This window comes from Alphaproteobacteria bacterium RIFCSPHIGHO2_01_FULL_41_14, assembly GCA_001767855.1.
In the GTDB taxonomy this organism is placed as follows: domain Bacteria; phylum Pseudomonadota; class Alphaproteobacteria; order UBA7879; family UBA5542; genus 2-01-FULL-41-14.
The window spans coordinates 151,762-176,804 of the sequence record MEMF01000002.1; the positions used below are offsets into that span (position 1 = coordinate 151,762).

A 25,043-nucleotide genomic window follows, 5' to 3' on the forward strand; every position below is an offset into this window, starting at 1 on the left:
AAAATATATGATATTTTTATAGATGAAAATTAAAATATTTCAAAGTGTACAGGGGTGATCAAACATTTTGTTATCAGTATATTTACTATAGGTCTTCTGGTTCAGACTGGAGTGGCAAAGGATGCTTATAACCCTTATCCTACAGTTCCCTATAAAACTTTTATTTTTGGGGTGAATGATAAAAATATTGTAGATGCTATATCTAAAAATTCTACTCTTATTACGAAAGAGAACACTCCTCCTGAGTCAATTGCTATTCTGAAAAAAAGAGCGGAACAAGACCTGATCAATATCCAAAAAGTTATTGCCTCATTTGGCTATTATGATGCGGATTTTGATTATTTTGTAGATGTTCGTACAAATCCTGTAACAGTATATATAAAAGTTCAACTAAATACCCAGTATAAGATTGGAGCTTTTAAGCTTAAATCTGATCCTCCCAATAACAATCTTGTTGATGTGTTAGGTCAGGACATCAAAAAAATCGGTATTTCTTTAGAAATGCCTGCCTTAAAGGAAACAATTCAACAAGCCACTATTGATACAATTAACTATTTGCAAAAACACGGCTATCCTTTTGCAAGTCTCAAAGAAGATCGAATTATCATTGATCGTTCTAAGAAACAGATGCAGGTAGCTTTATTGATAAATCCAGGCCCATTAACACGTTTTGGAAATACTATTTTAGAAGAAAACGGGGAAGTAACAGGAGAGTTTATCAAAGCTCATCTGCGATGGAAAAAGGGAGAAGTTTATAGTGAGCAAAAGGTTTTGGATACAATTCAAAGCTTAAATAATACCAGGCTCTTTAGTGAGATTAAAATAACACACGATGATCGAATTGATGAAAATGGGTTCATGAATATATATTTGAAATTGGAATCTGCAGGAAAAAATACACTATCTCCAGAAACGGATTATATTGCTGGTCTTGGTCTAGAGTTTGGCGGTTCTTGGGAACGTCGCAATCTCGCTGGTACAAACAATATTCTGAAATCAACGGTTCGGGCGGGTAAACATAGACAGAAATTAGGTCTCAATCTCACGACACCAGATGCTGGGTTATTAAACTTAAATCTAAACACAGCTTTATCTGGCTTTAAAGAGAAGTTGCGTCCTTATAATAAAAAAGGAGGTTCCTTGAGGGCGATATGGGACTATCCTGGAGAAGAACATTGGCATTTTTATGGTGGACTTGAAGGAGAGATCTATCGTTTAGAAGTTGCTGAAGTAGCAAAAGATGATCGCTTTTTAAGTATTCCAGTGGGTGTCATTGTTGATTATACAGATAATGTTTTAAGACCTAGAAAGGGGACGAAGGTGAAATTTGATTTCACTCCCTATGCTACATTATTCAGAAAATTTCAGCTGTTTTCTCATGTCAGATTAAAACCGGAAGTTTTCTTGCCTCTTTTAGAAAATCAGAGCACATTTGTGAGAGGATGGGCAAATTTAGGGTTTTCTCCAGGAGCAGGCAAAGATATTTTACCTCGAGATAAAAAGTTTTATGCTGGGGATGGTACTTCTGACCCCGTTCGAGGATATGCCTTCCAGATGGCTGGCCCTCTTACCGGTAATATTCCAAATGGGGGCCGTGCGGTCCTTAGTTTTGGAGGAGAACTTTACTATGATTTCACAGAAGATTGGTCAGTTCTTACGTTTGCGGATTTTGGCACGACTTATGATCGTCAATTTCCTGATTTCCGGACAAAACTTCTGTGGGGTGTCGGTGCCGGTATGAGGTGTCGCACGAAATATGGAACCTTCTATCTTGATGTTGCGTCCCCAGTGGAACGACGGGGAGGGATTGATAATCCTGTAGAGATTTCTGCTGGCGTTAAACAACCAACATGAAACAAAATTGATCATCTTGTTACATAATGATCTAAGAATCTTTTTTGTAATTGTTGGTCAAAAATCGTTAACTTTTCATACACTTTCCTGAAAACAGTGGGAGCGGCTTTTTTTTCTTCAAAATCTAAGTGACCACTTTCCATTCCTGTTAAGATTTCAACCGCTTCAAATACTTCTGAGATAGCCCAAATATGGAATTTTTCCTGCTTTACAGCTTCTGAAACCTCAGGTAAAAGAACAAGATCTGTTACATTGCTTTTGGGAATAATGACGCCCTGTGTTCCTGTAAGCCCTTGTTTTTTGCAGGTATAATAGAAACCTTCTATTTTTTCATTCACCCCTCCAATGGGTTGGACATTGCCCATTTGATTCATGGACCCAGTGATTGCAATGTCTTGCCGGAGAGAAATGTTGGAAAGAGAAGAAAGGATGGCCATTAATTCGGCAATGGAAGCACTATCTCCCTCTACGCCCGCATAATTTTGCTCAAAGGTAATTGTACAGGAAAAAGAAATGGGAATATGTTGTCCAAAGATCCCTCTCAAAAATCCTTCTAAAGATAAAACCCCCTTGTGTTGAATGGGGCCACTTAAATCAACCATGTGCTCTATATTGATAACCCCATTTCGCCCCATATAAGTACGGGCTGTTATTTTAATGGGGCTTCCAAAGGTCTCAACACCCACTGTTTGGACGGTTAGCCCATTGACTTGACCAATAGCTTTATTTTTCGTTTGAATAAGGATCAAATCTTCTTGCAAGCACTCCTGTTCTAAATCTTGAAAATGAGAATTCCTATAGTGACGAGCATCAATGGCTTTCTCCACATGGTATTGTTTGATAGTTTTGCTTTTTTTTTGTTTTGCGAAGACAGAGGCTTCTTTCAAAATATCCATGAGCATATCAATTTGAACAGATATTTTTTTTCGATTCCCAGCAAGCCTGCATCCGTACCCCATGACGTACGAAAGGGCTGTGCGATCACATCTCATTTCTAATTTTCGTTGACAGGATTCTTGGAGATATAGAGAGATAACGTCAATATTTTTCAAAGTTAGAGGAATGCTATCATCCATGTCCGCCTTGATTTTAAAATAGTTTTGGAAATCTTCATCGTTATAAAAGAAAGAACAATACCAATGGGAGGACCCCACCAAAATAATTTGAATATCTAAAGGAATTGGGGTCGGCGCTGGAGCTGCAAGAATGGGAACGCCTGAAACACGATGCATTTCTTCGATACGAATTTCTCGATCCCTAAGGGCTGCTTTTAAAAACCTCCAGGAATGTTCATGGTTTACTAGGTCTTCTGCTCGGATGATTAAAACTCCTCCGTTTGCTCGGTGCAAAGCGCCGGCCTCAATCATTGTGAAATCTGTTTCAAAGCCACCCATCGATGTTGTGTAATATTTGATGGATCCAAATAGATTCTCGTAACTGGGATTAGATTCCACAATAACACGAGGGCCTTTGGATGGGTCGTTAGAGACCAAAACATTTGCTGCATATCGTCGTTCTAAAAAAGATTGAGTAATCTCCTTGTATTCTGGGTTTAGATTAGTAAGTACCCCTAGATTCTCTAAAATATCTTTCCGTAATTCTTGAAGCCATTCTTTAATACCTGGAATTTTTCCAAAAGATTTTTCTAACCGTTTAATAAAAGGGGAGACGCAAGACAAAGCCCTTCCCCTTTTCATGATTTCTAACCGATCCATCAGCTTTTCTTCTTCAATAATGGCTTCTTCATTAAGATTTAAAAGACTTCTTTGGATATGCCTTAAAATAGGGGATAGTTTCTTTGTCTCTTCTAAGGGAAGGTCGTCAACCGATTGATTTACACCATTTTTGGTAGATAAAATAATAATGGTTCCGTCATCTGTTTGATGCAAATCAAGCTTTTCTTGTTGCGCAATTTTTCTGACACCTTCTAGGTTTTTTCTGATGAATTCATTAATCGTCTTTTCTTCCTTTTTAATGGCTTTTGAGAAAGATTCTCCCGTAAAAACCGTTAAAAGCGAGATCTGTATTTTTTGTACACAGGAACAAAGTTTGTTTTGAAATTCTTTTCCTGTGCCTGCAGGGAATCGATAATATCTCGGTTTGTTTTTTTGTTGAAAATTATTTAGGTAGATCCAATCAGCAGGAGAAGGCAGCTGATCAAGATACGTTTGAACATATTGGCAGGTTCCCAGAATTCTTCGAGTGCGGCTTTTCCCAATGATAAAAATATTAAAATCCGGAGCTCGCATTTTCATTCCTAAATCGATTGCTTCTCTGGCTCGGTTATGGGACGACAAATCGAAAGGCGTGACACGTTTTTGAGATTTAAGTTTTTTAAGCGAAACGGGTAGTTCAGGAATACCACATTCTTTAATTTTTGTTTCTTTTAACATGCTTTGCCTCCCCTTCTAGGGTCGGTCTAAATCTATGCAATGTCAAGAAAATCGCTAAGAGTTTGGGTGAAATGATTAATTAATATTTTCCCTTCAAAGCCTTAAGTTGTGCTTGAATAAATTTGAGATGCGTCAAGAAATCTTGATACTGAGCACCGGCCAGATTTCGTTGGGAAGGCATCTGAATTTTATGAGGATTAACTTGCTTGCCTTTATAGTGGATTTCGTAATGAAGGTGAGGACCAGTGGCACGCCCAGTCCTACCAATGTAACCAATAATCTGCCCCTGTATTACGCGAGACCCCGCTCCCAATCCTTTTGCGAAACGGCTCATATGAGCATAGGCTGATCCATAATCCTTATTATGCTGAATGAGGATGTAGTTTCCATAAGACCCTAAATATCCTCTCTTCTTTATATATCCGTTACCGGCTGCCAAAATGGGGGTACCCATAGGGGCTGAGAAATCTATACCTTTATGCATTTTAGTATACCCCAGGATGGGATGATGTCTCATACTGAACGTAGAAGAAAGTCTGGCTCCTCGAACGGGTGTTTTAAGAAGTGATTTTCTCACCCCTTGACCATGGTCATTGAAATACTCTATTTGAGTATCTTTTAAAGCATAGCGATAAATTCTTTGGGGCCCAAATTTTGTATTTAAGCTGGCATAAAGAACGCTACCAGGATCGATAAATCCAGTTTCTTTATCATAGGCACGCTCTACAAGAACTTCAAAGGCATCCCCGTGACGAAGCGCGCGTTGCATATCGATGGAGTAACTAAATTGTTGGTTCAGACTATTGATCGTTCCTTTTGATAGTCCCGCTTTCAATCCATCTATATACAAGCTGTCTCGAATATGGCCGCGTATGTACTGTAATTTTTTTGGTAAAATATCAGGCTTTTTTTCAATAACAAGTTCCCCTTTTCTTTGGACAAGAGAGATTTTCTTTCCAGGGGGAAGTAAGAAAATAACTTTTTTAATTTGAACGGCATTATGATTCTCTTTTTCAATGCTGATGTAAAAACGCTGTCCCCTTCTTAAGAAGCTATCTTTATAATAAGGAAGCAGCGCTTTTTGAATTTTTTTTGCATCTGTCGTGGTTAATCCGTGATGCCTTAATAAGGGAATAAAAGATTCTGATTTTCTAATAATAATTTCTTTAAGAGTAGTCTTTGGCTTAAAAGCAGTTAAGAAAATATTTTTGTCTATTTTAACTTGCTCTAATGAAGGATCTTTCCGCTGTTGAATAACAACGCTGATTTTGTCGGACTCTTCTGATGACGTGTTTTGAAAAAAATCATAAATAATAAGTGCCAATCCACCTATAAAACAAACCAGACCAACAATGAGTTCAAACCGTCTTAATCTCATTAATTATTTCCCCGGAATCCCCTGGGTGGTTGAATATTGAAAATGAAAAACCTCTCCCGGATATATAATGGATCTTATTTCATGAGCAGCGGATGCGGCTTCTGAAAAACCAGTTAAAATAAGTTTTTGTTTTGTGGGGTAGGTTGCCACATCCCCGATAGCAAAAATACCGCGTGCAGACGTTTGGTATGTGCCTATATCAACAGTAATGTGAGATTTTTCAAGTCCAAGCCCCCATTCTGCTAAAGGCCCGAGGTTCATAGAAAGGCCAAAAAGAGCGAGCAGAGCATCAGCTTCCACTCTTTTTTCTTGTCCTTCTAGTGTTTTAAGCCCGATGGCATGAAGAACCTCATCTCCATGCAAGGAGTCTAACTGATAAGGAATAGCCAGGTCTATCCGACCCTCTTTAGAAAGCTCATATAGTTTGGAAACGTTCTCCATAGCAGCACGGAATTTGGGACGACGATGAACCACCGTAATATGTTTTGCAATATCGACGAGATTCAAAGCCCAGTCGACAGCAGAGTCACCCCCGCCAGCAATGACTAATTTTTTATTTCTAAAAATCTCTTTATTCTTAACAAAATAAAAAACATTTTTATTCTCATATTTTTCGATGTTGTCCAAAGGGGGTCGATTGGGACCAAAAGCACCCGCACCAGCTGCGATAATGACTGCTTTGCATTCAATAGATGTATTTTTTGAGGTGCGAATTTTCCAACCAGAATTTCTTTTTTCGAGGTGAGTAACTTGTTGATCCAAATGATAAACTGGATCGAAAGGTTCGGCTTGTTTTTTCAAATTCTCAATCAAGTCTACCGCTAGAATTTTTGGATGTCCGGGAATATCGTAAATAGGCTTTTCTGGATAAAGGGCAATGCATTGCCCGCCAACTTCGGTTAAGGTGTCAATCACATGGGTTTTGAGCTTCATCATGCCACACTCAAAAATAGAAAATAATCCAACAGGACCTGCTCCGATAATAACAACATCCGTTGTAAGTTGTGATTGAGAACCTTTCATTTTCCTTGTCCAAAATAAAATGATATAACTGTTAAGTTAATAAACCATAACGTGACTATAATATGCCGGGATTTTGTAAAACATACCCTCTTGCCACAGAGAACCATACCAAATTATTGGCAGAGTCCCTAGCTAAAATAGCAAAAAAAGGAGATATTTTTCTCTTAAAGGGAGACCTTGGGGCTGGGAAAACCATGTTTGTTCGTTGCTTTATTCGGTTTTTTTTAGGGGAAAGACAAGAAGTTCCTAGTCCCACATTTACGATGGTTCAAATGTATCCTACCAAAGACTTTATGATTTGGCACTTAGATCTTTATAGACTGAAGAGCCCGAATGAATTGGATGAAATTGGAATAGAAGATGCCTTTTATAGAGGTGTTTCTTTAGTGGAGTGGCCAGAAAGGCTAGAGAATTATAAACCAAAAAAATTTCTTTTTCTTTTGTTTGAAAATGAAAATAATGGAAGAAAAGTAACAGTAACCTCAAGTGAGGATTGGGAAAAAAGACTAAATGATTTCTGAAAGATATACTGATTTTCTAAAACAACACGGATGGGCGGGAAAGCCTTGCGTTTTTCTAGCAGGAGATTGTTCTGATAGAAAGTATTATCGTTTGGGATCTGAGGCAACAGGTTTCGTTCTTTTGATGGATGCCCCCCCTCCCGGAGAAAAATTAGAAGACTTTATTAGAATAGGATCTATTCTTTCGGGCTTAGGATTGTCTGTACCAGAAGTTATTGCTTACGATTCAGAAAAAGGCTTGGCATTAATTGAAGATCTAGGAGACACAACATACTCTAACTGTCTTTTAACAAAGAGCGTTCCTCTGGAAGATCTCTATGAATTGGCAACAAGGGTATTGATTCATTTACATACAAAGTTTGATATTCGTCGAGAAGAGATTACTTTGCCCCTTTATTCTCTAGATCTTTATATGAAAGAGCTCAACTTGTGTTTGGAATGGTATTATCCAAGCGTTTACTCTAAGCCATTGTCCTTGGAAGCAGTGAAAGAATGGGAGACTATTTGGGCGCTTCTTTTGCAATCTCAGGTAAAGTCCGAAACTCTTGTATTAAAAGATTTTATGGTAGATAATCTGGTCTATCTCAGAAAAAGACAAGGGGTGCAACGGTGTGGCTTGTTAGACTTTCAAGATGCTGTTTATGGTTCACGGGCGTATGATTTAGTGTCTTTATTAGAAGATGCTCGATACGACGTGCCTCAAGAAATACAGAGCAAAATGATTGACAGATATCTTGAAGCTTTTCCCTATGTAGATAGGGCTTTATTTTTAGAAAGCTACCATATATTAGGGGTGCAGCGGAGTGCCAAGATCTTAGGGGTCTTCACTCGAATGTACAAAAGATACAATAAATCAAAATATTTGGCTCATTTGCCTCGTGTTTTAAAATGGATCGAGCAAGATCTGAACCACCCTTCTCTTAAAAGACTAAAGGAGTGGTTTGATCTTTATATGCCAAGTACTGAAAGGAAGGTATTAAATGCGGATTAAAACAGCCATGATTTTGGCGGCAGGAAAAGGGGAAAGAATGCGTCCTCTAACAGATGCATGCCCAAAGCCCATGATCGTTGTCGCTGGCAAACCCATGTTGGATTACGCCGTTGATCAGTTAGAAAAAGAAAAAGTAAAAAAGGTGGTGGTAAACGTCTGTCATCATGGTGCGATGATCGTCGAACATCTTAAAAAACGCAAACACCCGAAGATCGTATTTTCTCACGAATCGGAACGTCTGGAAACAGGAGGCGGGGTTTTTAAAGCGCTTCCTGAATTGGGAAAAGATCCTTTTTTTGTCATCAATGGCGATATCTTGTGGTCAAATAAAAATGGGAATACTCTCAAAATGTTGCAAGATGCCTGGACCAATGAAATGGATGCTTTGTTGTTGGTTGTTCCTTTAAAGGCAGCGCGTGGATATGAGGGGGCAGGAGACTATAATCTAACACCTTCTCATCTCCTCAAGAGGCGCACAGGAGAAAAAGCCAAATATGTCTACGGGGGAGTTCAAATTTTGCATCCCCGTTTATTTGAGGGCGAAGAACCTGGCGCTTTTTCTTTAAATAAGCTATATGATAGGGCGGAAGAAAAAGGGACATTGCATGGATTTGAGCATAAAAGTCTTTGGTTTCATGTGGGCACTCCTGAAGCTTTGATGGAAACGCGGGCTTGGTTTGAAGAGCATTCGTTGATTGAAGCGTAGGTTTGGCTGTTGTATTTTCAGGTATAACGGATGATTTACTCAGTTCCATTTTCCGTTTCCTTTCTAGAAGCTATTGCCGATCACCTTTTAGCCCAACAATCTTCTTTTTCTTTATCGGAGTGGGTAATTTATTTGCCAACTCGCCGGGCTTGCCGCGTTCTTGAGTCTTCTTTGTTTGAAAAGGCACAGAAAAAAGCCCTCATTTTACCTCGCATCATTCCTTTAGGAGATGTGGATCCCGAAGAAATTTCTTTGGTATCCCAGGAAGGAGCTGAACAAGTGGCTCAGCTACCTCCCGTGATTAGTACATATAGACGAAGACTCCTATTAGCCTCCTTAATAGAAAAATTTCAATACAATGAGCAGGCTGTATCTTTTGACCAGGCCTTGGTGTGGTCTGAGAACTTAATGGCGTTTCTAGATGAGATAAGGACCGAAGGCATTTCCTTAACAACCCTGAAAAATTTTTCATCTGTCGCTGGGCAAGCCGAACATTGGGAGAAAATTCAAAAATTTCTAACATTGGTTAGTGATCACTGGGATGCCATTTTAAAAGATGAAAAGTGTGTCGAACCTGTCACTTGGCAAAGAAGGTTTATGGACATACAAGCTGATTTATTAGAAAGAGATAGAACAAAGGCACCCATCATGATTGCGGGGTCACTAGGAACCATCCCTAGTACGGCCAGACTCATAAAGGTAATTTCTACGCTGAAGAATGGGGTGGTTATTTTGCCTGGTCTGCAACGAGAGCAAAAAAAAGAGTTTTTGTCTTCTCGACATCCCCAGTTTTTTTTACATCGTCTCCTCAAAAAACTAAACAGCGCTCCGGAAGGCGTGCGGGAGTTACCTTCAAAGGAGTGGAACAATGCATCGTTGTTTTTGGAAAAAATATTTGACTCTAGATTTACTGGGCCATGGATTCTACCACCCTCTATGGAAAACATTCAGTACATAGAAACTTCAGATCAAGGAGAAGAGGCTCGTATTATTTGCATCTCAATTCGAAAAGCATTGGAAGAGGGAAAAAAGAAAATTTTATGTATTTCCTCCGACCCAAAACTTCTTCATCGTGTTTCAGCAGAACTAGGGTTTTGGTCTCTATCTGTATCTGTGCAGAAAAAATCTCTTCTAGACACTCAAATCGGCTCTTTTTTGCATCTTGCTACACTCTGGTTTTCGTCTCCCTTTCCCACAGTTGTTATGGCCTCTACTTTTAAGCATTCTTTCGTTAAAAAGAAAAAAGATGTATGGAATCTTTTCGAAAAATATATTTTGCGTACATGGGTTGGGAACGCCTCTTTATTGGCCATAGAACATCTATTAGAGCGAGAATCTGCAGAGCTGGAACCTGACGTATGTGATCGTTTAAAAACTTTTTATGAAACTCTTAAAAATCATCTCGTTTTCGTTCAAGAAGCGCAACCCTTGGGATTTTATTTGGATAAACTAGAATCCCTTATTGCTTGGCTTCTTGGATCTGAGACGGATCTTGAAAATTTATTTCTTGAGCTCGCCCCTGAAGAAGGGGTCGTATTTCAACAGTTATGGCAGGATCTAAAGAAAAGTTCTGCGCTGATCATGACCCACCCTAAAATGCTCTCTGAGATTTTGTTTTCTTTGCTTCAAGATCACCAGATTCCAAATGTTTCTAAAGGCAACAACGAAAGTATTTTTTTAATGTCTCCTGCAGAAGCACGTTTTATGGAGGCAGATTTTAAAATCTTAGCAGGTCTTAATGAGGGAACGTGGCCGGCTGAGTTGAGAGTTGACCCTTTCTTTAGCTCGTCCATGAGAGAAACTTTGGGTCTCCCTTCCTTAGAGACCAGATTCAGCCAGAGCGCCCATGATTTTTTGTCAGCCATTTGTATACCGGTTCCTGTGTTGATTACACGTTCCTTGCGAGTGGGAGGAGTGCCCTCTGTTCCCTCTCGGTTCTTATCTTACTTAGAGATGCGGATGGGCGCATACAATTTGACGTTTTCTCAAAATAAAGATTTAAAAGTTTGGGCAAGAAATCTAAACTCTGTGTCTCAGAAGACGGACCTACAAGCTCCGAGACCATTACCGCCAGTATCTCAAAGACCAAAAAGACTGTCTGTTACAGATGTCTCGATTCTTCTAAGAGATCCTTACAGTATTTACGCAAAACATATTTTAAAGTTAACCCGACTAGAGCCTTTTATCCCGGAAGAAAAATCACGTTTGTTCGGCCTTTTTGTTCATAATTTTCTGCACAGATGGGCCCCCACCTCTGAGACTCCTATGGATGTTCTTTTAAGCGGACGCGCCAAATTTTTGTTTGAACTTTATTTAGGGCCTGTTGAACAATCGCGATTTTTGTGGGAAAAGTTTTCAATTTTGTTTGAATGGGTTAAACAACAAAAAAAACTAGCCAATACATCAACTGAAATTAAGGGAGAATTTAGCTTTGCTGTAGAAGACCATCTTTTTACTCTTTTTGGAAAGGCAGATAGAGTTGATTGGGATCAAGAGGGAGCGATTTTAATTGATTACAAAACAGGGAGCATTCCCCCTCTTTCCCATGTTAAAGAAGGAAAAGCGTCCCAGATAACCTTGGAAGCTCTTATTTTTCTGAGGGGGGGGTTTTCTGATCTTCCTCCTCGTCTTCCTTTAAGGGACCTTCAATATTGGGGATTATTGTCTGAAGAGATTCTTTCTATCAAAGAGGATCTCTCTCTGTTGACTGCCCAAACACAACAAAATTTAGAGCAGCTAATCTCTTCTTTTTACAAAGAAACCACCCCGTATCTTTCCCATCCTAAAGGATTTATAAAAGAAGGGGAATATGATCACCTTGCTCGACTGCAAGAATGGTCAGTGAGGTAAATTAACCCATGAAACTTTCTGTTGTTCAAAAACAAGCGCTTGATCCCAGATTTTCCTGTTGGGTGGAGGCTTCTGCTGGGACAGGCAAAACCAAAGTCTTAATAGATCGTATTTTAAGTCTACTTTTGTCTGGATCAAAAGCTTCTGACATTTTGTGTTTAACCTTTACCAAGGCCGCTGGGGCAGAAATGGCGAATCGACTTCGATATCGTCTCAATCAATGGGTAAATTTGGATGATCGTACGTTAAAAGTCGAGCTTGAGGATTTCTTAGGCGATTCATTTTCAGAAGAATTTTTAGATAAAGCACGACAATTGTTAGGCTCAGTTTTAGACAGCTCATATGGGGTACGCATTCAAACTATCCATGGATTTTGCCAATCCCTATTAAGGATGTTTCCCTTAGAAGCAAGACTTCTTCCCCATTTTAAAATTATGGATGATACAGAAAAACAACAGGTGATCGAAGAGAGCTATAGCGAGTTATGGAAAGAATTAGAAGACAGTGAAATTGCTCTCATCGTTCATCACCTTTCCGAACCCCAATTCCATCAATTTTTAAATTTTTTCTTAAGTCATAAAGACGTCTTATCTAAGACCCCCCTTAAAGAGCTTGTGAATAATTTGACCGTGTTTCTTGACCTCAAGATGGAAAAATCAAACCTCTTAAAAGAATTCTTTCAGAGATCTTCCGGAATAGATGAGAGCGTTCTTTCTTTTGAAAAGGCCACAGTTTCTGATCTTAAATTATGTCAATCTTTAATAGATTTTGATCAGGCCTCTCTAGAAGAAAAGGAAACCCGCTTTTATGATTATAAATCTCTTTTTCTCACAACGACGGGTAGTATTCGGAAAAGATTTTTTTCCAAACCATTTGGGGGAAAATTTCCTGGAATCTCTGCTGTCTTAGAAGAAGAGGCAGATAGAGTTTTTCGTTTTCATCAATCGAGTTTGAAACAAAAAATCTGTGAACGGTCTACTCTTCTGATGCGGGTAGCCACTAAGTTTATAAAAATCTATGAAGCTGTTAAGTCTCAAAAGGCTTGGATTGACTATGATGACCTGATTTTAAGGACACGAAACCTACTCAGAGACAGTTCTATGAAACCATGGATTTTAGAGAAGCTTGATCACAAACTTAACCATATTCTCGTGGATGAAGCTCAGGATACAAGCCAGATTCAATGGGATCTCATTTTAACGTTGATAGAAGAATTTTATACAGATAATGCACAAAATACATCCCGCACTTTTTTTGTGGTGGGCGATCTAAAGCAGTCCATTTATAGTTTCCAAGGCGCGTGTCCACAGGCTTTTGAGAAAGCAAAAGAGTCTTTTCAAAAATTGCCGTTGAGTCGAACAATTGATCTAGAAACCTCTTACCGTTCTACACCAGCCATTCTTCAGTTTGTAGATCAAACTTTTAAATCCATGATTTTTCATCAGTCAAAGAACTCTCCTTCTGTTCATCAGGTGTCACGACATGAGGCTCCGGGGATTGTTGAAATGTGGCCGCTGATCTCTCAAGAAAAACAAACAAATCTTCAGCAGTGGAAAATGGTAGAAACCCAGTCTTCGGAAGAAAGTGTACGTCGTCTTTTGGCAAAAAAAATCGCCTTTCAGCTTGAGGCATGGTTTAAAAACGGAGAATCATTACACTCTCAAAATAGGCTTTTAGAACCCAGAGATATTATGATTTTAGTTCGCAGACGTGATGCCTTCATGGAAGAATTAGTGAAAGCCTTAAAAGCGAGAGCCATCCCTGTGACTGGGTTAGATCGAATGGTTTTAACGGATCAACTCGTTGTGAAAGATTTATTATGCCTTTGTGATGTTTTGCTACTTCCAGAAGATGATTTAAGTTTCGCAACTCTTCTGAAAAGTCCTCTTTTTGGAATAGGTGAAGATGAAATTTTTCAGCTCTGTCAGCAGAGACAAAATCAAAGCTTGTGGGCCTACCTACAAATGAATACTTCTTACGAAAAAATCACTACCCAAGTATTGAAATTACAAGAAATAGCGGCCAGCACATCTCCCTATTCTTTCTTCAATTTTATTTTGGGCGCTTGGGGGGGGAAGCAACGTCTTTTAGAGAGATTGGGAACAGAAATAGAAGATGTCTTAGAAGAGTTTTTGTCCGTATGCCAAGAATATGAACTTTCTTATGGGGTTAATCTTCAACTGTTTGTGTGTTGGATTCGGCAACAAAACATAGAGGTCAAGCGTAGTTTGGAACAAACGGAGGAAAACAAGGTGCGTGTTATCACAGTGCACGGGGCAAAAGGTTTGCAAGCTCCTGTTGTATTTTTGCCAGACACAACTCAATTACCTGCGTCTAAATCATCTTTGCATTGGAATGAGAATCCTGCTTTTTTGTTATGGGCTGATCGAGAGTCTCGTCAAGTACCAGAGTTAGATATTTTATTTGAAAAAGACCGAGAACTTCAAGAATATTATAGGCTCCTTTATGTAGCCCTAACCCGTGCGGAAGATCGTCTTTATATTTGTGGATGGGAATCACAAAAGGGTGTGGATCCTCAGTCTTGGTATTCTCTTTTGGAATCAACCTTGCAGCAAATGGGAAATTCTATGGATATTGAAGGAATAGGACAAGGCAGAAGATATGGCACCCTTCCTGAAATACGGAAAGAAACGGAAAAACCTACACCTTCTGAAGCCTTATGCGTGATGCCTGAATGGCTCAAAAAACCATGGACCTCAGAAAAATACTTTCCCTTCTCTTCGTCGAATGTAGAAACAAAACCAGCTGTTAATTTCTTGTCGTCATCTCTTCTTTCTGTTCAAAGGGAAAAAGGAATCCTTATTCATAAAATTTTACAATGGGTGGTTCGAGCAGAAGAAACATATCGTGCCTCTCTCGTGAAAAAATATGTCTCCGCTCTTTCCCTTTCTGCGAAAGAAAAAACACAAATTCAGATGGCTATAGAGACAGTGTTATTACATCCAGATTTTCCTATCTTTTTTAATAAGAAGACGCAGGTCGAGGTTCCTATTCAGGGATATGTGGAGTGCCGTCCTATTCGAGTGATTTTAGATGTTTTGACGGTGGATAATCAGGGGAAAAAGGTACACATCTTAGATTATAAAACAGGTGCCTTTTTAGAAAGCTATCGGCTTAAGCCGCCCCTGGAGTATGTACAACAAATGTCCACATATAAAAAGTTAGTTCAAGACATTTATCCCGAGTATGAGGTAGTCTCATTCTTATTGTGGACAGAAATTGGATGGATACAAAATATTTAAAGATTCTTCTTTTGGGATTCTGTCTTTGCGCTGACGTTTTAGCTCAAGAATGGACCGAGTCCCCAGCTTTATCTGCCTATCTTAAACTTCATCAGGTTTTTTCCATTACTCCGTTGGTTGGGGGAGAGAGCAATGATCGTCTTTTCAAATTACGAACAGGAGGAGGGGTTTGGGTCGTGAGAGCGTTGGATCAAAGACGGTCTTTGAAAAAAAGACGTCTTGTTTGTGAGGCAACCAAACTGATGGGAGAGAAAAACCTGGGCCCAAAAGTAATTTGGCATGATGACTCTTATGAATTTCTAATCACAGAATTTATTGAAGGACGCCCCCTTACTCCAGAAGATATTCAAGATCCAAAAATATTTCAAAAACTCATTTTTTTGGTGAAAGAAGCTCATGTCGCTCTAGGTCAGTTAACGTCTTCTCTGGAGACGTATTCACTTAAAGATCGTGTGCTACAAAGATTAAAAGAGATAGCCTCTTATGTCGTTGATTTAAGAGAACTCACAAATGTAAGATCAGTGGTGGAAAAAATTACCATTATAAATCCCTATAATTTTTCTCATGGTGATATTAAGGGAGAGAATATCTTAAAAACCCAAACAGGCTTATTTCTCATTGATTGGGGAGATGTAGGATTTTCTTCTATTTATGATGATTTGGCTAGTATTTCTTTTCATTTTTCATTAGACGAAGACCGCGAGAACAGGCTCTTAAATTTATATTTCGGACATCCCCCTGGAGAAGAGGCTCTTAAAATTCTTAAACTTCATAAGTGGTTGGCTGAGCTACAATATCGCTTGTGGTGCATGCGTAAAAAACAGGAAGAAGCTCGAAAGCCTGCCATTTATGTCTAATATTAATTAGTGAAAATATCTAGACATTTTCTATAGATGTTTGTAAGATCCGCCCACTGTTTGTTTATATAATCTAGGAGTTCTTAATATGTCAGATAACTTGGTTCAACAACCCAGAAAAAAGACCCATTTTTCTGGGGAGCCCTACATCTCTGCTTCTAAAAATTTACCAGAAATTACGGTTAAAGCGTTTATATTAAGTATTATTTTGACCGTTATTATGTCGGCAGCAAACGCCTATCTAGGACTTAAGGTGGGCATGACAGTGGCGGCAACTATCCCCGCAGCCGTTATTTCAATGGCTGTTTTGAAGCTGTTTCGCCATTCTAATATTTTAGAGAATAACATTGTACAGACAACAGTATCAGCTGGAGAAGGATTGGCAGCAGCCGCCGTCTTTACCTTGCCAGCTTTGATCATGATGAAATTTTGGACCCATTTTCCCTTTTGGCATGTGGCGGCTCTTATGGCGCTGGGGGGCGTCATGGGCATCTTGTTTTCTATCCCGTTGCGGCGCGTGTTCCTCATAGAAGGAGATCTGAAGTTTCCAGAAGGTCTAGCGGCAGCCGAAGTTTTAAAAGCAGGGGATGGAGCCTCGAAAGCAGGATTAAGAGATCTCATTGTGGGGACGATTTTATCGGCTTGTCTTAAATTCGGGCAATCGGGAATGTCTATTTTCGAGGAGGGTATTAATTATTGGAAACGGGTTGGCGGATCTGTTTTTGGGGCTGGCACAGGCCTTTGTGGTATTTTAGTGGGTGCCGGATATATCGTTGGCGTCCAAGTAGCGGTGAGTATCATTTTAGGCTCGGTTGTGGCATGGGGTATCTGTGTGCCCATTTATGCGGCGATTGGAGGATATCCGGCCGATTTGGAGCCTTATGCATTGGTAATGCAGATTTGGAAAGAGAAACTGCGCATTATCGGTGTGGGCTGCATGGTGACGGGGGGGATTTGGACCACGATCACCCTTCTGGGATCCATGAAGTCAGCCATTATTGAGTCTCTTGAAGTGATCAAAAAGACAAAACTGAATAAAAAGCTGGGTATTTTGTCCCTGCGCACCGAACGGGATATCCCTATTCATTGGGTGGGTTTTGGACTTGTTTTAGTGATCATATCATTAGTGGGGATAGTGGCTTGCCTGCTCTCTGAAACAGGACTTGGCCAGTTTTCAGGGCTTTATTGGACGACCATTGGCGTTATGGTGGCCCTCTGCTTGATTCTTGGGCTTGTGGCGGCTATTATTAGTGCTTATATTGCGGGGATTATTGGATCATCTAATTCTCCTCTGTCAGGTCTTGCTATTATGGCGATTCTGTCCATTTCTCTTATTCTATTGGCCCTTGTTTCTCCAGTGATAGGATCTGGGGTGGTCATGCTGGCGATGGCGGCGGTGGCTGTTCTGCTGGGGTCGTTGATTACGGGGACGGCTGTTATTAGTTTGGACAACATGCAGGATCTGAAAGCCGGTCAGATTGTTGGGGCTACTCCTTGGAAGCAACAAGCTATGTTGATCGTTGGGGTGTTCGTTTCCGCGTGTATCATGGCGCCTGTTTTGAACGTACTGTTTGAAGCCTACGGCATTGGGGATGTGTTTCCGCGGGAAGGTATGGATGTGGCCCAGTCTTTGACAGCGCCTAAGGCGGCATTGATGGCGGGACTCGCACAGAGTGTCTTTGATCTTTCTTTGGATTGGAGCCTCATGTCTGTGGGGGTGGGGATTGGGATCTTGTTCATTGGTCTTGATGAGATTTTAAAGAGAACAAGCACATGGCGTATTCCCATATTGGCAGTGGCTGTAGGTATTTACATGCCTCTTGAAATTACGGTGCCTATTCTTATCGGCGGATTGATCTCTTATTTTTCAGAGAGAAAAGTGAACCAATCTAAAAAGGTGCTGGGGAAAGATTTTGAAACGAAAGCACTGCGGGCGGGACAACGGGGCCTGTTGATGGCATCGGGCATTGTCGCTGGAGAAGCGCTGACCGGTCTTCTGATTGCGGTGCTTATTGTCTTTTTCCCTTCGGTTAAAGAAGCCATCTCAGGTCTTGTCGTTTCTGAGGGATTAAAGATGATGATGGGCATGGGGCTTTTTGCCTTTTTATGTTTTTACCTCTTCAAAGTGTCGAGTTCGATGCAAGGTGAGAAGTAATCATGAGCTCAAAGAAGCATCAACCGCCTAGCCAGAGAGGACTTAAGGTTTCTGAAGAAATCAGGCGGGTTTTGTCCAGCGTTTTTCGTGAAAGTATCTTTTGGGAAGAGGGATTAGAGGCTGTCTCGTTGGCCATTACCGAAGTGAGAATTAGCCCCGATCTGCGCAATGCGCGGGTTTTTATTCTTCCCCTTAGTGGAAGTAAAGTGAAAGCTTCTCTGATTAAAGACTTAACAAAAGCAACACCTAAAATTCGCAAGGCCTTAGGGCAAAAATTACAGCTTCGATTGGTTCCTGATCTTACCTTTCAGATCGATAATGCGTTTGAAAATTTTAGCCAAATTGATTCTTTGCTCAATAATCCCAAGGTTTTAAAAGATATTGAAAAACCAGACACAGAATAAATACCACGGATGGCTTATTGTGAATAAGTCCTATGGAATTTCTTCTAACACCGCTTTGCAAAAGGTTAGGCATGTTTTTAATAAAACAAAAGCTGGGCACGTGGGGACATTGGATCCGTTGGCTACAGGTGTGCTGCCGATTGCTTTGGGAGAGGCGACAAAGCTTATTCCTTTTATGGAAAAAACCACTAAAGTATATGACTTTGAGGTCACTTGGGGAGAGCGACGAACCACAGATGATTTAGAGGGAGATATCATTGCTGTTTCTGAAAAAAGGCCAATTCGATCAGATATAGAAGCCTCTCTTTCTCGCTTTTTAGGAGAAATCGATCAGATTCCCCCTGTGTATTCAGCAGTGAAAGTTCGGGGAAAAGCAGCCTATGCTTATGCGCGACAACACCGAGATGTTTCTCTTAGATCGAGGAAGGTTTTCATCGAAGAGCTTGTGTTAACCGAGATTGTTTCCGTAGATAAAGCTAGATTTCGCTTGGTTTGTGGAAGTGGTGTGTATGTGAGAAGCTTGGGTCGAGATTTGGCCATTCTTTTGGGGACAGAGGGGTATATCTCTTCTTTGCATCGTGTGCAAGTCGGGTGTTTCAATGATGCGCAAGCTGTCCCTTTGCAAAAAATACTTGAAATGCAAGCACATTCTGAGCTACAACGAGTGGTGCATTCTATGGATGTTGTGCTGGACGACATCCTGGTAGTAGTTTTTGAGGAAGAGATTTGTGACCGTTTTTACAAAGGTCAATCCTTATCTTTTCACCTGTCAACTCTACCAACATCTATAGAAAGCGTCGTTTTGTGCAAAAGTGCTTCTGGCGATCTATGTGGGATTCTTTCCTATAAAGATGGCTTGTTGGCGCCGAAGCGCATGTTTAACCTTTAACGCTAAGGAGATAAAGATGTCGATTATAGAAAAAACAAAGCAAAGCATCATCAAAGAGTTTAAAACCTCTGAGAAAGATACAGGGTCACCAGAAGTGCAGGTAGCTCTTTTGACCAACCGAATCAGCTCGCTGAGCGATCATATGAAAAAGAATCCAAAGGATAAGCACTCCGAAAGAGGATTGCTTATCATGGTAGGACATCGTCGCCGATTATTGGACTACTTACGATCCAACTCAACGGAAAGATACAAAACGCTTATTCAGACTCTTGGATTGCGTCGTTAATTTATTTAGGAATTTTAATTAAATGGGAACAGTTTTTACTAAAACGATGAACTGGGGGGGGCGTCCTCTTGTTTTGGAAACCGGACATATGGCGCGACATGCAAATGGTGCGGTTTTGGCAAAGTATGGGGATACAGTTGTTTTGTGCACAGTTGTTGCCCACAAAGAGGCCTCTGCAGACGCAAGTTTCTTTCCACTGGGAGTTCACTATCAAGAAAAGTACTATGCTGCTGGCCGGATCCCTGGTGGATTTCTAAAGCGTGAAGGACGACCGTCGGAAAGAGAGACCTTGGTTTCCCGGCTTATTGATCGGCCTATCCGTCCTTTGTTCCCAGAAGGTTTTAAAAATGAAACCCAAGTTATCTGTACAGTTCTAAGTCATGATTTAGAAAACAGTCCAGACATAGTCGCTTTGATTGGAGCTTCTGCTGCTTTAACCCTTTCTGGTATCCCCTTTTTGGGCCCTATTGGAGGGGCTCGTGTAGGATATATCAACGGTGAATATGTGCTTAACCCTTTATTGGATGATATGTCCACCTCTCGATTAGATTTGATAGTTGCAGGGACCCATGAGGGCGTTCTTATGGTGGAATCTGAAGCTCAAGAACTTCCCGAAGAGATTATGTTGGGAGCTGTAGAGTTTGGTCACAAGGCTTTTTTGCCCGTGATTGATCTTATTATCGAGCTGGCAGAAGAGGCCGCAAAAGAGCCGTGGGCATTGATTGAAATGTCTGATTCGGAAAAAGAGCTGCGAGAGAAAGTAAAAAAACTTTCAGAAAAATCTTTTGAGAAGGCTTACAAGATTAAAGAAAAGAATGTGAGAAAAGATGAAATTGACCGTATTCGGACAGACATTCTGAACCAGCTTGAGGATGAAGAGCATTCTGCCATAACCATAGGTGATGCCTTAAAGGCGACGGAACACACAGTAATGCGTTCGATGGTGCTTGATACCAAGAAGCGTATTGATGGTCGTGATACTGTTACAGTACGCCCCATTTCTTGTGGAATTGGTGTATTGCCCAGGGCACATGGAAGCGCTCTTTTTACACGAGGAGAAACACAGGTCTTGTCTGTGAGCACCTTGGGGACTGGTGAAGACGAACAACTGATCGACCTTATTGAAGGAGAGATCAAGGAACCGTTTATGCTCCATTATAACTTTCCGCCTTTTTCAGTAGGAGAGACTGGTCGTATAGGTTCCCCGGGTCGTCGTGAAGTGGGACATGGTAAATTGGCGTGGCGTGCGATTCATCCGTTATTGCCTTCCAAAGATGACTTTCCTTACACCCTAAGAGCAGTGGCTGAAGTTTTGGAATCCAATGGTTCGTCTTCTATGGCAACAGTTTGTGCCACCTCTCTGGCGTTGATGGATGCTGGGGTGCCTTTAAAGGGACACATTGCTGGTATCGCGATGGGGCTTATAAAAGAAGGCAAAAATTATGCTGTTCTCACCGATATTTTGGGCGATGAAGATGCGCTTGGAGATATGGATTTTAAGGTTGCAGGAACACGCTCTGGGATTACTGCACTTCAAATGGACATCAAGATTACCAGTATTACACATGAGATTATGAACATTGCGCTTCGACAAGCGTTAGAGGCGCGTCTTCATATTATTGCGATCATGGAACAAGCCATTAGTGGGTCGAGATCCACTGTTAATGACAATGCTCCCCAGATCAAAACCATCAAAATTCCTAAAGATAAGATTCGAGAAGTGATCGGTACAGGTGGAAAAGTAATTCGCGATATCTGCGAAACAACCGGGGTTAAGATCGATATCGAGGACGATGGAACGGTCCGTGTTGCGGCTCTTGATGGACAATCCATTGAGTTGGCTTTAAAGCGCATCTATGATATTACAGCTGAAGCTGAAGTAGGGAAAATCTACACAGGAAAAGTCGTAAAAATCGTAGAATTTGGGGCTTTCATTGATTTCTTGAATACTTCTGGACTTGTCCATATTAGTGAAATAGACTCGAAAAGAATTGAAAAAGTAGAAGATGTTTTGTCTCTTGGAGATGAAGTTCAGGTGAAGGTTATTGGTATTGATGATCGTGGAAAAGTAAGATTAAGTATAAAAGCCACTCAGCAAGGAAACAACGACCAAGAATAATCCTTTAAGGGGAATTGAGGAGGATATATGAAATCTTTAAACCCCATTATGTTGGGGGAGAAAGAAGTTCTTCCTCTGATTGAGGGGGGAAAGGGAATCTCTGTATCTAATGGGGAGAGTTCGGGTGCTTGGGCCGCCGCTGGCGGGGTGGGGACTTTTTCTGCTGTTAATGCGGATGCTTATGATGAAAATGGAAATCTAATCCCTATTATCTATCATGGACGTACCCGCAGGGAACGTCACGAAGAGCTCATTGCCTATGCGATCAAAGGAGGAATTGCTCAAGCTCGCATTGCCCATGATCTTCGGAAAGGTCAAGGACTCCTTAATATGAATGTCTTGTGGGAAATGGGCGCAGTAGAACCTATTTTGCACGGTATTTTGGATAAGGTTGGCGGTCTTGTAAATGGGATTACGTGTGGGGCAGGTATGCCCTATAAAATAGCGGAAATTTCTTCTCAATATAAAATTTATTATTACCCAATCGTTTCTTCGGCTCGAGCTTTCTGGGTGCTTTGGCGTCGGGCCTACCATAAATTTCAAGATTGGCTTGGGGCCGTTGTCTATGAAGATCCGTGGCTGGCGGGTGGACATAATGGACTAAGCCGTGCAGAAGATGCTGAAAAGCCCGAACCCCCCTTCGAACGTGTTTTGGCTTTGCGAAACACCATGCGAGAATTTGGATTAGGACATGTTCCCATTATTATGGCAGGAGGGGTATGGTTTTTAAGAGAATGGGTGGATTGGATTAATAATCCAGATCTTGGACCTATCGGGTTTCAGTTTGGAACAAGGCCCTTGCTGACCAAGGAAAGTCCCATTTCCGATGCATGGAAGAAAAAGTTGGTGACTCTTAAAAAGGGAGACATTTTTTTAAATAAGTTTAGCCCCACTGGGTTTTATTCTTCAGCGGTTAATAATAAATTTTTACATAATTTAAAAGCACGATCTGATCGGCAAGTGGCCTATTCCACAGCACCTGTAAGTGATCATGATCAGCCATTTCCCATTGGTCCTAGGCAACGGTTGGTTTACCTTACAAAGCAATGCGTAGAGAAGGCCCGCACATGGATTGAGGCCGGATTTAAAGAGGCATTGCGGACACCAGATTCTACTCTTGTTTTTGTGACGTCAGAGGAAGCGCACCAAATTCATGAGGATCAAGTTAATTGTATGGGGTGTCTCAGTGCCTGTCTCTTTAGTAATTGGTCCCAGAGTCCTGAAGGAACAACGGGCCGCAAAGCAGATCCCCGGTCTTTTTGTATTCAGAAAACGCTTCAAACCATTTCTCATTCAAGCGATGTGGAAGATCAATTGATGTTTTCCGGGCACAATGGGTATAGATTTGCCTTAGATCCTTTTTATAAAAATGGGTTTATTCCTTCAGTAAAAGAGCTCTTGGAGCGAATTCAAACAGGAGATTAAAGTGAAATTCTGGAGTGGGGTCATTGTTTTATTTCTCATTTTCGTGGGATATGGGCGAGAGGCTCCTCCGGTTCTTTTTTATAATCTTAAACAGGAAGAAACAAATGTACGCTTTGGTCCTAGCAACCAATTCCCTGTCAAATTTTCCTTAAAGTGTCGACGATTACCTGTCGAAATCAAACAAGCTCATGAGGAATGGTATAAAATCCAAGATTCCGAGGGAGAAGAGGGTTGGGTTCATAAGAGGATGGTATTTCCAGGGGCGATCGTTTTGGTTACAAAGAAGATCCCTTTAACAAAAGAAAAAAAAACAAGCTCAGCAGTTCTAGCTCATCTTTCTAAAGGGGTGTTGGTTAAACTAAAAGAGTGTCATAACCAGCTTTGTCGAGTAGAACTTAAGATTGGCAAGAAATCCCTCACGGGGTGGGTGCCAGAAAAAAATCTTTGGGGAATTAGTGCTCCTCTCCCTTAAAAATATGCCTATTTTTTGAGCAAAACGACAAAGGCTTAACAGGGTAGTTTCTATTTTTTCAAAAAAGAAGTCTTACTCTCAAACTTATCCACAGAAAGTGTGGATGATTCTTTCATTTAAAAAAAACAAATAATTATTTAAAAATCAGATAATTCAATAGAAAATGTTGCGATAAAAGTAAGTTTACACAAAAAACATGGGGATACGAATATCCCTTATTACTTCTATGTTTTCTATGGTTTCTTTCTTCTCATGGAAAGCATCTTGGTATGATATCTTAAGCAGAGTACAACATAAAAACTATTCAATCAAAAATAGGAGATATTTAATATGTCTGTTGGCGATCGTATCCAAAGCTTAGAGAATCGTCATGAGCGATTGGATGCAAGGATAAGCAGAGAACAAAGACGTCCTCTGCCTGATGTAGACCTCTTAAGAGAGATGAAGATCCGCAAGCTTCGCCTCAAGGAAGAGTTGTTCAGTCTTTTATCTAGATAGTTTTTGTACTCTCCCTAAATTATTCAACCTTGCCGTTTACTTTTAGTAAACGGTTTTTTTCTTAATAATTCCATAAAAAATTTGATCCCGTCAAGAGAAAAGTCTAAGATGACTTTGAATTTATAAGGCATTTTATGAAGATTTTGATGTGCGGAGATATCGTTGGGCGAGCAGGACGGGATGCCATCCTTAAGTATATTCCCTCTCTGAGAAAGCAATGGTCTTTAGATATAGTTGTGGCTAACGGAGAAAATGCAGCCCATGGGTTTGGTATTACGGAAGCGATTTGTGAAAGCCTTTATAAGGCAGGTGTAGACGTTATTACCACAGGGAATCATATTTGGGATCAAAAAGAAATTCTGCCCATTCTTGATAAGGACAAACGTCTTTTAAGACCTCTCAATTATCCCGAAAAATCGCCGGGTCATGGGATGGTGACTGTTGAAGTGCCAGGAGAAAAAAAAGTTGTCGTTATCAATGTGATGGGGCGCCTTTTCATGGATCCTTTGGATGACCCCTTTGCTGCGTTAGACAAGGCACTTTCTACCCATACACTGGGAGGGAGCGTGTCTGCTATTTTGATTGATTTTCATGGAGAAGCATCCTCTGAAAAGATGGCAGCTGGTTATTATGTGGTAAATCGAGCGACAGCTCTCGTGGGGACCCATACGCATGTGCCTACCTCTGACACTCGTATAATGCCAGGTGGATTGGCGTATCAAACAGACTTAGGGATGACAGGAGATTATGATTCCGTGGTGGGGATGCAGAAAACTGTTCCTATTCAACGATTTACAAAAAAGTATTCCGTAGATCGGCTTGTTCCAGCAGAGGGGGAAGCGACTCTTTGTGGTCTTTATATAGAAACAGACGATAAGACGGGCAAAGCTATTCTAGCTCGTCCGGTAAGAGTGGGGGGTCTTTTATCCCAAACTGATGATATTGAGATATAGCAAACG

General features: G+C 40.7%; 19 protein-coding genes. 16 read left to right on the forward strand and 3 right to left on the reverse strand.

Annotated elements, in window-relative coordinates; genetic code table 11:
* Window positions 1-54 precede the first annotated feature (54 nt).
* Window positions 55-1,854 carry a hypothetical protein gene (locus A2621_00785; protein OFW89450.1) on the forward strand — a complete coding sequence of 600 codons (1,800 nt, stop codon included), beginning with the start codon at window positions 55-57 and terminating at the stop codon, window positions 1,852-1,854.
* 11 nt (window positions 1,855-1,865) lie between these two features.
* Here A2621_00785 and A2621_00790 read toward each other — a convergent pair whose 3' ends face one another.
* The 3 genes from A2621_00790 to A2621_00800 all read right to left on the reverse strand — a co-directional run bounded on the left by A2621_00790 (window position 1,866) and on the right by A2621_00800 (window position 6,648).
* A complete protein-coding gene (locus tag A2621_00790; protein ID OFW90100.1) occupies window positions 1,866-4,109 on the reverse strand; it encodes a hypothetical protein in 2,244 nt (747 codons plus the stop codon).
* Between the two features lie 217 nt (window positions 4,110-4,326).
* Complete coding sequence (locus A2621_00795; GenBank protein ID OFW89451.1) at window positions 4,327-5,625, reverse strand: hypothetical protein; 1,299 nt, start codon at window positions 5,623-5,625, stop codon at window positions 4,327-4,329.
* Between the two features lie 3 nt (window positions 5,626-5,628).
* Window positions 5,629-6,648 carry a ferredoxin--NADP(+) reductase gene (locus A2621_00800; GenBank protein ID OFW89452.1) on the reverse strand — a complete coding sequence of 340 codons (1,020 nt, stop codon included), beginning with the start codon at window positions 6,646-6,648 and terminating at the stop codon, window positions 5,629-5,631.
* Between the two features lie 62 nt (window positions 6,649-6,710).
* On the opposite strand from A2621_00800, the gene A2621_00805 reads away from it, so the two are divergent.
* From A2621_00805 to A2621_00875, 15 genes are all read left to right on the forward strand, one after another.
* A complete protein-coding gene (locus A2621_00805) occupies window positions 6,711-7,169 on the forward strand; it encodes a tRNA (adenosine(37)-N6)-threonylcarbamoyltransferase complex ATPase subunit type 1 TsaE (protein ID OFW89453.1) in 459 nt (152 codons plus the stop codon).
* Window positions 7,162-8,160 (forward strand): hypothetical protein, encoded by a 999-nt coding sequence (locus A2621_00810; protein ID OFW90101.1) that lies wholly within the window; start codon window positions 7,162-7,164, stop codon window positions 8,158-8,160. The genes A2621_00805 and A2621_00810 overlap by 8 nt, the downstream gene beginning before the upstream one ends.
* Entirely contained in the window at window positions 8,150-8,866 is a 717-nt protein-coding gene (locus A2621_00815) for a hypothetical protein (protein ID OFW89454.1), read from the forward strand. The genes A2621_00810 and A2621_00815 overlap by 11 nt, the downstream gene beginning before the upstream one ends.
* Window positions 8,867-8,896: 30 nt before the next feature.
* Window positions 8,897-11,716: a double-strand break repair protein AddB gene (locus tag A2621_00820; protein OFW89455.1), complete on the forward strand. Its 2,820-nt coding sequence runs from the start codon at window positions 8,897-8,899 to the stop codon at window positions 11,714-11,716.
* Window positions 11,717-11,724: 8 nt separating this feature from the next.
* Window positions 11,725-14,979, forward strand: coding sequence for a double-strand break repair helicase AddA (locus A2621_00825; protein OFW89456.1), 3,255 nt, complete (start codon window positions 11,725-11,727; stop codon window positions 14,977-14,979).
* A complete protein-coding gene (locus tag A2621_00830) occupies window positions 14,961-15,836 on the forward strand; it encodes a hypothetical protein (GenBank protein ID OFW89457.1) in 876 nt (291 codons plus the stop codon). The genes A2621_00825 and A2621_00830 overlap by 19 nt, the downstream gene beginning before the upstream one ends.
* An 88-nt stretch (window positions 15,837-15,924) precedes the next feature.
* Window positions 15,925-17,991 carry an oligopeptide transporter, OPT family gene (locus A2621_00835; protein OFW89458.1) on the forward strand — a complete coding sequence of 689 codons (2,067 nt, stop codon included), beginning with the start codon at window positions 15,925-15,927 and terminating at the stop codon, window positions 17,989-17,991.
* 2 nt (window positions 17,992-17,993) lie between these two features.
* Window positions 17,994-18,395, forward strand: coding sequence for a ribosome-binding factor A (locus A2621_00840; protein ID OFW89459.1), 402 nt, complete (start codon window positions 17,994-17,996; stop codon window positions 18,393-18,395).
* Window positions 18,370-19,284, forward strand: a complete 915-nt coding sequence (locus A2621_00845; GenBank protein OFW89460.1) for a tRNA pseudouridine(55) synthase TruB — start codon at window positions 18,370-18,372, stop codon at window positions 19,282-19,284. The genes A2621_00840 and A2621_00845 overlap by 26 nt, the downstream gene beginning before the upstream one ends.
* 16 nt (window positions 19,285-19,300) lie before the next feature.
* Window positions 19,301-19,570: a 30S ribosomal protein S15 gene (locus A2621_00850; GenBank protein ID OFW89461.1), complete on the forward strand. Its 270-nt coding sequence runs from the start codon at window positions 19,301-19,303 to the stop codon at window positions 19,568-19,570.
* Between the two features lie 22 nt (window positions 19,571-19,592).
* Window positions 19,593-21,689, forward strand: a complete 2,097-nt coding sequence (locus A2621_00855; protein ID OFW89462.1) for a polyribonucleotide nucleotidyltransferase — start codon at window positions 19,593-19,595, stop codon at window positions 21,687-21,689.
* A 27-nt stretch (window positions 21,690-21,716) separates the two neighbouring features.
* Window positions 21,717-23,114, forward strand: a complete 1,398-nt coding sequence (locus tag A2621_00860; GenBank protein OFW89463.1) for a 2-nitropropane dioxygenase — start codon at window positions 21,717-21,719, stop codon at window positions 23,112-23,114.
* A 1-nt stretch (window position 23,115) separates the two neighbouring features.
* Window positions 23,116-23,586: a hypothetical protein gene (locus tag A2621_00865; GenBank protein ID OFW89464.1), complete on the forward strand. Its 471-nt coding sequence runs from the start codon at window positions 23,116-23,118 to the stop codon at window positions 23,584-23,586.
* A 330-nt stretch (window positions 23,587-23,916) separates the two neighbouring features.
* On the forward strand, window positions 23,917-24,084 hold the full coding sequence (locus A2621_00870; GenBank protein OFW89465.1) for a DUF465 domain-containing protein: 168 nt from the start codon (window positions 23,917-23,919) through the stop codon (window positions 24,082-24,084).
* A gap of 134 nt (window positions 24,085-24,218) precedes the next feature.
* A complete protein-coding gene (locus A2621_00875; protein ID OFW89466.1) occupies window positions 24,219-25,037 on the forward strand; it encodes a metallophosphoesterase in 819 nt (272 codons plus the stop codon).
* The last annotated feature ends 6 nt before the right edge of the window (window positions 25,038-25,043 follow it).